The 13555-nt window shown below is 70.4% G+C and carries 9 protein-coding genes and 3 riboswitches; of the genes, 4 read left to right on the plus strand and 5 right to left on the minus strand.

The window, feature by feature from the left end:
• Window positions 1-90: 90 nt before the first annotated feature.
• From K6T84_RS14615 to cobN, 4 genes are read right to left on the minus strand one after another with little or no spacing between them, the layout of a single operon-like run.
• A complete protein-coding gene (locus tag K6T84_RS14615; RefSeq protein WP_224862208.1) occupies window positions 91-825 on the minus strand; it encodes a cobalt-precorrin-6A reductase in 735 nt (244 codons plus the stop codon).
• Complete coding sequence (locus tag K6T84_RS14620; RefSeq protein ID WP_225400506.1) at window positions 822-2273, minus strand: cobyric acid synthase; 1452 nt, start codon at window positions 2271-2273, stop codon at window positions 822-824. Before K6T84_RS14620 ends, K6T84_RS14615 begins: the two co-directional genes overlap by 4 nt.
• Window positions 2273-3010 (minus strand): precorrin-6A synthase (deacetylating), encoded by a 738-nt coding sequence (gene cobF / locus K6T84_RS14625; RefSeq protein ID WP_225400507.1) that lies wholly within the window; start codon window positions 3008-3010, stop codon window positions 2273-2275. The genes K6T84_RS14620 and cobF overlap by 1 nt, the downstream gene beginning before the upstream one ends.
• On the minus strand, window positions 3007-6582 hold the full coding sequence (gene cobN / locus K6T84_RS14630; RefSeq protein ID WP_225400508.1) for a cobaltochelatase subunit CobN: 3576 nt from the start codon (window positions 6580-6582) through the stop codon (window positions 3007-3009). The genes cobF and cobN overlap by 4 nt, the downstream gene beginning before the upstream one ends.
• Before the next feature lie 31 nt (window positions 6583-6613).
• Window positions 6614-6722, minus strand: a riboswitch (cobalamin riboswitch).
• Window positions 6723-6727: 5 nt separating this feature from the next.
• Window positions 6728-6918: riboswitch (cobalamin riboswitch) on the plus strand.
• Between the two features lie 37 nt (window positions 6919-6955).
• Between cobN and K6T84_RS14635 the strand changes: the two genes are divergently transcribed.
• Genes K6T84_RS14635 through K6T84_RS14650 form a run of 4 tightly spaced genes read left to right on the plus strand, consistent with a single transcriptional unit; the run spans window position 6956 to window position 11492 of the window.
• Window positions 6956-8143, plus strand: a complete 1188-nt coding sequence (locus K6T84_RS14635) for an ABC transporter substrate-binding protein (protein WP_225400509.1) — start codon at window positions 6956-6958, stop codon at window positions 8141-8143.
• Window positions 8140-9174: a FecCD family ABC transporter permease gene (locus tag K6T84_RS14640; RefSeq protein ID WP_225400510.1), complete on the plus strand. Its 1035-nt coding sequence runs from the start codon at window positions 8140-8142 to the stop codon at window positions 9172-9174. Before K6T84_RS14635 ends, K6T84_RS14640 begins: the two co-directional genes overlap by 4 nt.
• The gene (locus tag K6T84_RS14645) at window positions 9171-10901 is read left to right on the plus strand and encodes an ATP-binding cassette domain-containing protein (protein ID WP_225400511.1); all 1731 of its coding nucleotides are present in this window, start codon (window positions 9171-9173) and stop codon (window positions 10899-10901) included. Before K6T84_RS14640 ends, K6T84_RS14645 begins: the two co-directional genes overlap by 4 nt.
• A 12-nt stretch (window positions 10902-10913) precedes the next feature.
• Window positions 10914-11492, plus strand: coding sequence for a DUF7676 family protein (locus K6T84_RS14650; protein WP_224862222.1), 579 nt, complete (start codon window positions 10914-10916; stop codon window positions 11490-11492).
• Window positions 11493-11600: 108 nt separating this feature from the next.
• On the opposite strand, the gene K6T84_RS14655 is transcribed toward K6T84_RS14650, so the two are convergent.
• On the minus strand, window positions 11601-13337 hold the full coding sequence (locus K6T84_RS14655) for a PPE family protein (protein ID WP_329786699.1): 1737 nt from the start codon (window positions 13335-13337) through the stop codon (window positions 11601-11603).
• A gap of 34 nt (window positions 13338-13371) precedes the next feature.
• Window positions 13372-13555: riboswitch (cobalamin riboswitch) on the minus strand.

A 13555-nucleotide genomic window follows, 5' to 3' on the forward strand; every position in this document is an offset into this window, starting at 1 on the left:
CTGCCCGGCGATGTACGTGCGGAATCCCCACAGGTAGGGCAAGCGCAATGGCCCCGGCAGCCGGGTGCTGCGACCGGGCCGCAATGTTCGTCAGCACCATGACATCACCCACACCAGTACCTGTTCGACGGTGTGCACCACCTGCACCCCGAGCGCCGGAACCGGCCGGCGCACGATCACGATCGGCACCCCGAGTTCTCGGGCGGCCAGCATCTTCGGCCAGGTGTATTCGCCGCCGGAGTCTTTGGTGACGACGACGTCCGCGCGATGCTCGCCCAGCAGCGCCAGTTCGCCCGCCAGCGCGTACGGACCGCGGTCGCCGAGCACCGTCCAGCCCGGCGGCACGCTGATCGACGGCGCCTCTACCACGCGCGCCAGTACCGCCGCGTCGGCCAGCGCCGGCAGATATGCCCCCAACTGCTGGCGCCCGATGGTCAGCACCGGCCGGCGGCCCAGTGCGGCGGCGCGCTGCGCGGCCTGCTCATGTGAGTCAACCCAGTGCCAGGACGCGCCGGCCGGCTCCGTCCAGCCGGGCCGCTCCAGGCGAAGCAACGGACGGCCCGCCGCGGCGCAGGCTGCAGCGGCGTTGGCCGACATCGTCGTCGCGAACGGATGGGTGGCGTCGACGACAGCCTCGTAGTCGGCCAATGCCGCACGCAGACCATCGATTCCACCGAAGCCGCCGATCCGCACCGCGCCGGCCGGTAACCGTGGATCGGCGACGCGGCCGGCCAGTGACGTGGTCACGTCGATACCGGCGGCCACCAGTCGGTCGGCCAGGGCCCGGGCTTCGGCGGTCCCGCCGAGCAGCAGCACGCGTGTCATGGTGCTCCCGGCGCCAGGAACGGCAGTCCGTCCGGCGGCCCACCGCGTGCCAATGCCAGCAGCGCATCGACATCGAGGTGTTCTTCGACCACGTCCGCGAGGAGGTCGATCCGGCGCTCCCGTGCGGCCGGGAATGACACGCCGGACGGCTGCAGGCCCAGGGTCTCGGTCAGGAACGCGACCCGATGCGCATCGGCCTCCATCGCACCGTGCCGCATGGTGCCGAACACGTGCTCGGCGCGGGCTCCGCCGGGATAGTCCTGCGCGCCCTCCCCGCGCACGACTCGACCGTGGTGTATCTCGTATCCCCCGTCGGAGACGCGCAGCACTTTGTCTGCGCCGAAACATGTTTCGACATCCAGCAGGCCCAGCCCGACGACCTCGCCCGGCGGGCCCTCGATCCCCTCCGGGTCGCGGATCACCCGGCCCAGCATCTGAAAACCACCGCAGATTCCCAGCACCGGTCTGCCGGCGGCGGCGTGGGCGCTCACCGCGGCATCGAGCCCGCGGGCGCGCAGCCAGGCCAGGTCGCTGATGGTCGCGCGGGTTCCCGGCAGCACCACCAGGTCGGCGTCGGAGACCGCGCGCGGATCGGAGGCGAACACCACGTCCAGTTCCGGTTCCAGGCCGAGCGCATCCAGGTCGGTGAAGTTGCTGATCCTAGGCAGCCGTATCACCGCCACGCGGCGCGCCCCGGTCTTCGCCGAGCGCCTGCCGTCCAGGTCGAGCGCGTCCTCGGAATCCAGCCACAGCCCCGGGTGCCACGGCAGGGTGCCGAAAACCCTTCGGCCGGTGAGGTGTTCCAGATCCTTGAGGCCCGGCTCCAGCAACTGTTGCCGGCCGCGGAACTTGTTGACGACGAACCCCGCCACCAGCGCCTGGTCCTGCGCCGAGAGCAGTGCGACGGTGCCGAAGAACGCCGCGAACACCCCGCCACGGTCCACGTCGCCGACGACCACCACCGGCAGGCCGGCGTGCCGAGCCAGACCCATGTTCACGTAATCGCCTGCCCGCAGGTTGATCTCGGTGGGGCTGCCCGCGCCCTCGGCGACGATCACGTCGTAGCGCCCGGCCAGGTCGTCATAGGCGGCGTGTGCCGCGGTGGCCAGCTCCGTGCGGCCACCCATCCAGTTCGACGACGACAAGGTCCCCCACGGACGGCCCATCAAGACCACATGACTTTGCTGGTCGCTGCCGGGCTTGAGCAGCACCGGGTTCATCGCCGGCTCGGGCTCGGCGCCAGCGGCCAATGCCTGAATCCATTGCGCCCGACCGATTTCGGCCATGGTGCCGTCCGCGGCGGCGCACACCATCGAGTTGTTGGACATGTTCTGCGCCTTGTAGGGCGCCACCCGCACCCCGCGGCGCGCCAGCGCCCGGCACAACCCGGTAGTCACCACCGTCTTGCCGGCGTCGCTGGTGGTTCCGGCGATCAGCATCCCGGCCATCAGGGCTTGCGCACCAGAAAGATGTCCATCACCCAGCCCGCCTCGGCCTGCGCCTCGGCGCGCGCGGCGGTGATCTCGTCGAGCACGTCGCACACCCGTCCACTGACCAACCGTTCGCCGGGTGCACCGAGGTTGGCGCCCCACCAGATGCTCCAGTCCGCCAGGGCGCTCAGGTCGGCCAACTCCTTGTTGAGCATCGCGACGATGTTGTCCTGGCCGTCATCTACGGCCTCCAGCAATCGCCGGCCGGTGGTGATGTGCACCGGCCGGCCGACCGGGTGCAGCACGATCCGGTGCCGGGCCGCCAGTAGCTGCGGTGCGCTGATGCCGGGCAAGACCTGGTACTCAAGCTCCACACCAAGATCTTTCACCTGCTGCACGATCCGGATCGTCGAGTCGAACAGCGACGGGTCGCCCCAGACCAGAAACGCCGCGGTGCCGCCCCGCTCACGCAGCACGTCGGCGTAGCGAGCCGCCCGCGCCGCATGCCAGTCGGCGACGGCACTCTCATACCCGGTCGTGGTCAGCGCCGGGGACCGGTCCCGGCGCGGGTCGGCGACGGTGACGATCGGAACCGTGCCGGCGTACGCGTCAACGACCGCCCGCCGCAGTGCCAACAGGGCGTCTTGGGAGGACTTCTCGGGCGCCACCACATAGTCGACCGACCGCAGCGTGTCGGCGACCTCGGCCGTGACGTGCTGGGGTCCCATGCCGACACCGAGAATCCAGACTTTCACCGGTCCTCCAGATCCCCTTCGACGTCGAGATAGGCCTGCTGCAACGCCGCCATGGTCGCCGGGTCCGGTTGCGCCCACAGACCACGATCTGCTGCCTCTTTCAGCCGCTCCACGATGCCCTGCAGCGCCCACGGGTTGGATTTGTCCAGGAACTCGCGGGTTTCCGGATCGAGCACATACTCGGCGGCGAGCTTCTCATACATCCAGTCGTGCACCACCCCGGCGGTGGCGTCGAACCCGAACAGGTAGTCGACCGTCGCGGCGAGCTCGAACGCGCCCTTGTAGCCGTGCCGGCGCATCGCGGAGATCCAGCGCGGGTTGACCACCCGGGCCCGGAACACCCGGGCGGTCTCCTCGGCCAGTGTGCGGGTGCGGACGGCGTCCGGTGACGTCGAGTCCCCCACGTAGGCCTTCGGGTCGGCTCCGGTGAGCGCACGCACGGTCGCGATCATGCCACCGTGGTAGACGAAGTAGTCGTCGGAATCGGCGATGTCGTGTTCGCGGGTGTCGATGTTCTTGGCGGCCACCTTGATCCGGCGGTAGTTGGTGCGCATGTCATCGGTTGCGGCGACGCCGTCCAGTCCGCGGCCGTAGGCGAACCCGCCCCAGGTGGTGTAGACCTCGGCCAGGTCCTTGTCGTCACGCCAGGTGCCGGATTCGATCAGCTGCAGGATTCCGGCCCCGTAGGAGCCCGGCGCTGAGCCGAAGACCCGGGTGGTGGCCCGGCGCAGGTCGCCGTGGGACGCCAGATCCGCGCGGGCGTGCGCGGCCACGAAGTTCTGATCGTCGGGCTCGTCGAGGGTTGCCACCATCTGCACGGCGTCGTCGAGCATGGTCACCACATGCGGGAAGGCGTCCCGGAAGAATCCCGAGATGCGTACCGTCACATCGATTCTGGGCCGTCCTAGCTCGTCCAGCGAGACTATCTCCAGCCCGCATACCCGCCGGGAGGCCTCGTCCCATTCCGGGCGTACCCCCAGCAGCGCCAGCACCTCGGCGACGTCGTCTCCGGAGGTACGCATCGCCGAGGTTCCCCACACCGACAGCCCCACCGACTCCGGATAGCCGCCGGTGTCGTCGAGGTAGCGCCGCACCAGGGAGTCGGCCATCGCCTGCCCGGTCTGCCAGGCCAGCCGGGACGGCACCGCGCGCGGGTCGACGGTGTAGAAGTTGCGCCCGGTGGGCAGCACGTTGACCAGACCGCGCAGCGGTGAGCCGGACGGGCCGGGCCGCACGAACCCGCCAGCCAGCGCGTGCAGCACCGAGTCGAGTTCGGCCGTGGTGCCGGCCAGCCGCGGAACCACCTCGGTGGCGGCGAATCTCAGCACCCGACACACCTCGGGATCGGGATGCGCCGAATCGGCCACCGCCGCATCCCAACCCGCCGCCTCCATCGTCTCGACCAGGTCTCGGGCGCGCTGCTCGATCTCGTCGACCGCCACCACCGGCGCGTCTTCTTTCAGGCCGAGCGCCGCCCGCAGCCCGGGCACCGCGTGGTCCACCCCGCCCCACACCTGCGGGGCGCGCAGGATCGCCAGCACCAGGTTCACCCGCGCCGGCCCGGTCGGGGCGCCACCCAGAACATGCAGGCCGTCACGGATCTGCGCGTCCTTGATCTCGCACAGCCAGCCGTCCACGTGCAGCAGGAAATCGTCGAACTCCTCATCCTCGGGCCGCTCATCCAGACCCAGGTCGCGGTGCATCTCCGCCGCGCGCATCAGGTTCCAGATCTCGCCGCGGATCGCCGGCAGCTTGGCCGGGTCCATCGTGGCGATGTTGCCGTACTCGTCGAGCAGTTGCTCCAGCCGGGCGATGTCGCCGTAGGACTCCGCGCGCGCCATCGGCGGGATCAGGTGATCGACGATCACCGCGTGGGCCCGGCGTTTGGCCTGAGCCCCCTCGCCGGGATCGTTGACCAAAAACGGGTAGATCAGCGGCAGGCCGGCGATCATGGCGTCGGTGGCGCAGCTCGCCGACAATGCCGCGGTCTTGCCGGGCAGCCACTCCATCGAGCCGTGCTTACCCAGGTGGATCACCGCGTGCGCACCGAATCCCTGTGCCAGCCAACGGTAGGCGGCCAGGTAGTGGTGACTCGGCGGCAGGTCGGGATCGTGGTAGATCGCCACCGGGTTCTCCCCGAACCCGCGGGGCGGCTGGATCATCAGCACGATGTTGCCGGATCGCAGTGCGGCCAAAACGATCTCACCGGCCTCGTTGACGAACAGTTTGCCCGGTGCCGGGCCCCACGCCGTCGTCATGGCTTCACGCAGGTCGTCGGGCAGCTCCGCGGTCCAGTCGGCGTACTGCTGCGCGGTTACCCGGACCTGCGCGTCGGTCAGTTGCGCCGCGGACAACCAGTCCTCGTCCTGGCCGCCGGCCTCGATCAGGGTGTGGATCAACCGGTCCCCGGCCAGCGTCTCGCCGTCAGAACCCAGCACACCGAAGCCGTCCCCGACGTCATAGCCCGCCGCGGCCAGCCGGTGCAGCAGCCGCACCGCTGAGGCCGGGGTGTCCAGGCCGACGGCGTTGCCCACCCGGGAGTGCTTGGTGGGATAGGCCGAGAGCACCAACGCGAGTTTCTTCTCGGAATTCGGGATATGGCGCAGCACAGCATGGTTCACGACCACACCGGCGACCCGGGCGCAGCGCTCGGCGTCGGCGGTGTAGTGTGGCAGCCCGTCGTCGTCGATCTCCTTGAAGGAGAACGGCACCGTGATGATCCGGCCGTCGAACTCCGGGATGGCGATCTGGGTGGCCGAATCCAGCGGGGTCACGCCGTCGTCGTTGGCCTCCCAGTCCGCCCGCGACGAAGCCAGGCACAACCCCTGGAACACCGGGATGTCCAGCGCGGCAATCCGTTCGATGTCCCACGCGCCGTCGTCGTCGCCGGCGCTGACCGTCGCGGTGGCGTTGAGTGCCCCGCCGGCCGCCAGCATGCAGACCACCACGGCGTCCAGCGTCCCCAGCGCGTCGTAGAGCTCGTCGCCGGCGTTGCGCAACGACGCGGCGAAGATCGGCACCCCGACAGCCCGGCCGGTGGCGTCGATCGCGTCGGCCAAAGCGTGCGCGAAGCCGGCGTTGCCGCTGACCTCGTGCGCCCGGTAGTAGAGCACCCCGACCCGCACGGCGTCGGGAACCTCGGCGGCGGGCGATCGCTGGGCGTATCCCCACTCCGGGATCACCGCCGGTTCGTCGAAGCCCTCACCGGTGAGCAGCACGGTGTCGCACAGGAACGCGTGCAGCTGCGCCAGGTTGGCCGGCCCGCCCTCGGCGAGGTAGGCGTGTGCCTGCGCGGCCAGGCCGATCGGGACCGTCGAACACTCCATCAGCTCGGCGTTGGGCGAGCGTTCCCCGCCGAGCACCACCAGCGGCAGGCCCGTGGCACGCAGCAGCTTCAGTTCGTCGGCGATCTCGGCCGAAGAACCGAGGATTCGCAGCACCACGACGTCTGTGCCGTCGAGCAGCGGCGCGATGTCGTGGCGCGCCGGGTTGCCGAGCCGGTAGGCCGCGCCGCTGGCCCTCGCGGACAGCAGGTCGGTGTCGGACGTGGACAGGAGCGCAATGCGCCGCATAGCCGGTTCCTCCTGGGGGTTCGCGCCCCGCATAGTCGGATGTCCCGCGGCCAGTATCTGGCTAACACAGTGGCGGAACCGCGCCGGATTTGAAATGGATTCTCACCGGACTTCCTGACGCCACGAGACGGCGGCCAGCCTATCCCAGCACGGCATGCAACAATGTCGCCGGTAAGGCGATGACGACAGTGAGGAAGCCGGTGCGAATCCGGCGCGGTCCCGCCACTGTCATCGGGGAGTGACCCTCATCAGCCACGGCCCGCCGCCTGTGGGGCTGGAAGGCGAGGCGAACGGTGATCCGAAAGCCAGGAGACTCACGTCATCGCGTCCTGCGAACCGGGGCGGTGTACCCCGAGGAAGCTGATGCGCGCCCATGTCCCGTGCGTTGCGGGTAGCACTTGCGCTGGTCACGATGCTGGCCGGCTGCTCGGCCGAGCATGCCACCGTCCCCGACGGCGCGCGTGCCGGTTGCATCACCGACTTCGATCCGGCCGTCGACTACTTCCCGGACAAGTCGACGCTGTCCGAGGCCACCAACTTCCGCATCGAATACCACCGCAGCTACCAGGTCCTGACCGTCGAGCGTCCCTACCTCGGCGGCAAGCCGGTGTCGTATGTGCTGGTGCGCTGCGGCGCGCCGGCCCCCGAGCTGTCCGGCGAGTTGGCCCGCGCCCAACAGGTCAGCGTCCCGGTGCACAGCCTGTATTCGGGCTCCACCACCCACCTGGCGATGATCACCGAACTCGGCCAGGCCGGCGTCGTCACCGGCGTGGCCAGTCCTGCCGCGGTCGCCGACGCGGCGATCCGCAGCCGCATCGATGCCGGTGCGATCGTCGGGTACGCCCCGGGTGGGCAGGTCAACATCGAGACCGTGTTGCAGGCCGGCCCCGATGTGCTGGTCACCCAGGGCATGGACGATCCCGGTTATCCCAAGCTGCGCGAGGCCGGAATCCCGGTGGTCGCCGACGCCGAATGGCTGGAGCCCACCCCGCTGGGCCGCGCCGAATGGATCAAAGTGTTTGCGGCACTGACCGGTACCGAACACCAGGCCGAGCAGACCTACCGCATGATCCGCGATGGGTACCACGCGCTGAGCGCCCGGGCCGCTGGGGCCTCGAAAGCCAAACCCGTCGACGTACTGGTGGGCACCATGTATTCGGGCAACTGGTCGATGCCCACCGGCGCGAGCTACTCCGGCCGGCTGGTCGCCGATGCCGGCGGGACCTATCCCTGGCTGAGCGACACCGGCGCGCAGAGCCGGCAGCTGAACTTCGAATCGGTCTACGCCCGGGCTGGCGGCGCACCGCTGTGGCTGGTCACAGACGACTGGAAAGCGTTGAGCGACGCGGTTTCCCAGGACAGTCGCTACGGCGAGCTCGCCGCGGTCCGCAGCGGTCAGGTGTGGTCGGGCACCAAGGCCGTCGACCAGAACGGCCGCAACACCTACTGGGAACGCGGCACGGCGCGGCCGGATCTGCTGCTCGGCGACCTGGTGGCGATCCTGCATCCCGAGTCGGCACCCGGCCACGAGTTCGCGTTCTACCGTCAGGTCCCGCGATGAAGGCCCGCACCCCGCTGGTATTGGCGGGCCTGGCCGTCGCGGTGGTAGTGCTGGCGCTGCTGGGTCTGGCGCTCGGTCCGGTCCGGGTGCCGCTGGCCGACACCGTGCGGGTGCTGCTCGGTGCCGACGCCTCCGACCCGCGCTGGCAGGTGATCGTGGCGAACATGCGGCTGCCCCGGGTGCTCACCGCGCTGGCCGCCGGGGCCGCGCTGGGGGTCTCCGGGCTGCAGCTGCAGACCCTGTTCCGCAACACCCTCGCCGACCCCTACATCCTCGGGGTCAGTTCCGGCGCCAGCCTCGGCGTGGCGCTGGTGGTGCTGCTCGGCGGGAGCGCCGGCTTCGGCGCCGGTATGGCCGGGGCCGGCCGCGGTGGGGCGGTGATCGCGGCCGCGGTGGGCGCGGCGGTGATGCTGACGCTGGTGCTGGCGCTGTCGCGCTGGACGCGTTCGGCGGCCACCCTGCTGCTCATCGGGGTGATGTTGGGCGCGGCCAGTACCGCGCTGGTGAGTCTGGCGATGGTCTACTCCGACCCGCAGCGGGTGCAGCAGTTTCTGCTGTGGGGGCTGGGCAGTTTCGCCGGCACCGGCTGGGGCGACCTGCAACTGCTGCTACCGCTGGTCGGGGTGGGGCTGGCCGCCGCCGCGCTGACGATCCGGCCGCTCAACGCCCTGCTGCTCGGCGAGAGTTACGCGGCCACCATGGGTATCAACGTCCGGCGGGCCCGGATGGTCACGGTCGGATCGGCCTCGCTGCTGGCGGGTGTGACGACGGCGTTCTGCGGACCGATCGCGTTCCTCGGCCTGGTGGTGCCACACGTGGCCCGCATCGCGGTCGGCACCTCCGATCACCGCGTGGTGGTGCCCGCGGTGACGTTGCTGGGTGCCGTCGCGGCGCTGTGCTGCGGGATCGTCAGCCAGGTTCCGGGCAGCGATCTGGTGATTCCGGTCAACGCGGTCACCGCGCTGGTCGGGGCGCCGGTGGTGATCACCGTTCTGCTGCGGGCCCGGCGAGGATCGGGGATGCCCACGTGACGCCCGCCGTGCAGCTGGCCGGCCTCGCGATCGGCTACCGCCATCGGCGCCGCTCGGTGACGGTGGCGGCCGGGCTTGACGCGCAGGCCCGCCGCGGCGAGCTGACGGTGCTGATCGGCCCCAACGGCGCCGGCAAATCCACCCTGATCCGCACCCTGGCCGGACTGCAGCCCGCGCTCGGCGGCCAGGTGCTGCTCGACGGCACGGACCTGACCACGCTGCCCCGTGACGAACTGGCGCGGCGGGTCGGAGTGGTGCTGACCGAACGGATCGACCCGGGCCTGCTGTCGGCTCGGGAACTGGTGGGGCTGGGCCGAATTCCGCACCTGGGCCTGGCCGCCCGGCTGGGTCCCGCCGACGAGGAGATCATCGACTGGGCGCTGGCTGCCACCGGCGCCGGACACCTGGCGTCGCGGCCGGCTGCGGAACTGTCCGACGGCGAGTGCCAGCGGGTGCTGACCGCACGTGCGCTGGCCCAGCAGCCGGGCCTGCTGATCCTCGACGAACCCACCGCGTTCCTGGACGTGTCCTCGCGGGCCGGGCTGTTCGGGTTGCTGCGCACGCTCGCCCGCGAACAGCAGCTGGCGGTCGTGCTGAGCACCCACGACCTGGAATTGGCACTGCGGGTGGCCGATCGGGTGTGGCTGCTGGACCCGGCGGGCACTTTGACCGACACCGTCGGCGAGGAACTGATGCTATCCGGGCGCATCGGGGCGATGTTCGACACCGACACCCTGCGTTTCGACCCGGCCAGCGGCATGTTCGCCTTCGGCACCGACGACGCAGATCGTCGCGCCGCACGGATCGACGCCCCCGAGCCGCTGCGCGCCGCCCTGACGCGCGTGCTGTCCCGGGAAGGCTGGGAGGTGCGTGAGCCGGCCGAGATTCTGGTCACCGCAACCGATCCCGAAGCGATCACGATGCGTCGGGCCGCATCGACCACGGTCAGCGCCTTGCGCGACCTGCCACAGTTGCTGCGTGCCCGGCCCGCGGCCGGACACAGCTGCGTGCCGCCGGATCAGGCGGCGGCCGCGCTGGCCGAACTATCGTGCGTAACACCGTATTTCGCGGTCTCAACCGGAGCGGTCGAGGGCGGTGGCTGGCGCCCGGTGACCCAGCTCTACACCGACCCGGAACTGCTCGACGACGCCGTCGCAGCCGTGCGGGAGCGCATCGGGGCGCCGGATCACCGGGTCGCGGCGTCGACGTTCTTCCTCGGGTTCGCGGCGCGGCTGTGGTCGATCGGGCTGGGCGGGCTCGCCGAGCACGGCCTGCTGCTGGATCTGGATCCCGACGAGCTCTGGTACACCCAATCCTGCGGTACGGTACGGCTGCACCTGCCGAAACCGGTGGCCTGGCAAGGGCCGGGGCTCGATTCGCTGCTGGCCGAGGAGGTGCTGCGCCGGCACCTGATCCCGCTGACCGCGGCGGTGCGACGGCTCGGCCCGATCTCGGAGAAGCTGCTGCGCGGCAACGCCGCCTCCGCCGTGCTGGGCGCCGCGCGCGCCCTACACCGGCATCACGGCGCACCGCTGGCGACCGACCCATCCTGGGAGCTGGCCCGCGCCGTGTGCGCCGACGAAAGTCTCTGCGACACCATCCGTTTCGACGAATCCGGTACCGACTATCGGCGTGCCACCTGCTGCCTGTTCTACCGCACACCGGGCGGTGGGCTGTGCATCGACTGCGCGCTCACCCACAAACCTCAAGCTCGTTCACACGATTAGGAAGGAATCCCCATGACCGAAACCACCACCGCCGTAGTTGCCGATCCCCCGATCGTCGACACCGAAGACCGGGGCCGCGAACAACTGTGGCCGCTGCCCACCGACCAGCAGAGTCTGCTGGACCTGCTGCACCTGTGCTTCGACGAGTACTGGGACGAGATCTGGTTCGGCATCATCATGCAGGGCGCCGCCTGGGAGGTGGCAGCACCCAACGCGCCGCGCAAGATCGCGATGCTCGACGGTTACGCCACAGTTGATTTCGGCCGCTGGCACTTTCACCTGTGCATCGGCAAGCACCGGGCCAGCGGCTCGGAGCTGGGCCGCATTCGCCGCTGCACCCGCGCCGAGCTGTACCGGCGGATCGGCAAGGACGGCAACCCGATGTCGTGGGGCGTGCGACTGTACAACGGACGCGACGAGCAGATGATGACGCTGATGCTGCCGAACCCGTTCCTGACCAACGACCAGCAGATGCGCGAGGAGCCCGAGTGGGGCCAGCTGGAACTGTGGGACAAGCTGCGCGAGCGCTACCTGGGCCTGGGCCCGGACCCGTTGGACCGCAGCGGGAATCGGATCCGCTGCGGCGGTTAGCGAGGCTCGACGAAGGAGAGCCGAAGCTGGGCCGCCGCAACAGGCACCGCGGTTAGCAAGGCTCGACGAAGGAGAGCCGAAGCTGGACCGCCGCAACAGGCACCGCGGTTAGCAAGGCTCGACGCCCGGCCAGGTGTTGGGCATCATCGGGCTGACCGCCCCGCCGCCGAATCCGTCGTCGGCCAGTGCGGTCAGCCCGGCCGGGTGCGCGGCGGCGACCCGGTGGGTGCTGCCGGCGAACCCGCCGGCATCCCGGGCCGAGGCAGAGACCCCGACGGGCTCGGGCGTCAAATCCTGTTCCAGGTCCATGTACTCATGACCGCGCCCCAGCATGCCGACCTTCGCGCGGCGCCGGCGCCGCTGCGGCGCAACCTCTTCCGCGGATTCGGCTGCGGGAACCTCGGCGCCGACCGGCTTCGAGGCCGCCTTCTTGCGGGCGCTGGTCCCTGACGCCCGTCGGGCGCCCATGTCCAGGCCGCCGACCATGTACATGTAGGCCGGCATGGTCACCGACGGCGGCCCGGCCGGGGTCGGTGGCGGGGCTGCGGGCGGCGGCGCGGGGGCCGCGGCCGGTGCGGGGGTTGGCGCAGGAGCCGGCGCCGGCGCGGGAGCCGGCGCGGGTGATGGAGCCGGCGGTTGGGCCATCGCCAGCCCGGGCGTCGGCGGGGCGGGCGGCGGCGTCGGGACCGCCAACGCATGATGCGCCAGCGCGCCGATGCCCAGACCGCCGAGCACCCCCGCCGGGGCCAGCACCGTCGTGGCGGCCAGCGCAGGCAACAGTGCGGGTAGTAGCGCCGTCTGGGTGACCAAGTAGTTCAGCACCTGGATGGTGTTGCCGATCGTGGACCCGACGATCTCGACCATCGCCATCGGGATGACCAGCCCCAGGCCCTGGGGGTTGAACAGCGCGGTGTACATGATCGCGATCAGGTCGTCGACGATCACGATGCTGGTGAACGCGAAGTAGGAGCCCGGGTCCAGCGGCACCGAGAAGATGTAGGCCAGGTTGCCGGGGTTGAGATAGCTCAGCGGGTTGCCGGTCCACGCCAGCCAGGATCCGGGCACCCCGGGCGGCGGCAACAGCGACGACCCGCCCTGCAGGCTGGCGAACCACTGCGCCAGCGGGTCGGAGATGCCGGTGAAGCCGATCTTGTTGAAGAACTCCTGCAGTTCGGCGTACAGCGGGTACTGGCTGCTGTCGGGATAGGGCGGGCTGGGCACCAGACTTTCGAGCCAGTTCGCGAAGTCGGTGAACCACTGCGGCGGCTGCGGCGCGGTGGTGTCGGTGGCGTCGGCGCTGCCCGGCGACTTCAACACCGTGGGCGCCGGTTCGAGCTGCGGCACCGTCGCCACCGCGGTGGTTGCGGTGGCGTCGTACGCGGTCATCACGGCGGCGGCCTGCGCCCACATCCGGGCGTAGTCGGCTTCGTTCAATGTGATCGGAATGGTGTTGATCCCAAAGAAATTGGTGCCGACCAGCACCGCGTGGGTGACGTGGTTGGCCACCAGTTCGGCCATCGTCGGCATCGCCGCCACCGCGCTGGTGTAGGCGGCGGCCGCGGTCTGCTGCTGTGCGGCGGTGGCCGCGCCGTCGGCACCGGCCTGCAACAGCCAGGCCAGGTACGGCGCGTTGGCGGCCACGAACGCCTCGGCGGCCGGCCCCTGCCAGGCACCGGCCTGGACCGCGGCCAGCACACCGGTCAGTTCGTCGGCGATCGTCGTGTATTCGACGGAAAGGGAGGTCCAGGCTGCCGCGGAGGCGAGCAGCGGGCCGGCACCGGGACCGGCGGACAACAGGGTCGAATGGATTTCAGGCGGCGACGCCACCCAGACAGGCGCAGACAATGGGAATCAGCTCTCTCGGGGTACACCGCCCCGGGTCGCAGGATGCGACGATGTGAGTGTCCTGACTCTCGGATCAACGCTCGCCTCGCCTTCCAACTCCGTTAAGAGCCGTGGCTGTTGAGGGTCGCTCCCCGATCACAGTGGCGGGACCGTGCCGGATTCACACCGGCTTCCTGCACCATCGTTGCCGTACTGGCGCAGTATCGCACGCTAGGTCA

Source organism: Mycobacterium zoologicum (assembly GCF_020181635.2).
GTDB lineage: Bacteria > Actinomycetota > Actinomycetes > Mycobacteriales > Mycobacteriaceae > Mycobacterium > Mycobacterium zoologicum.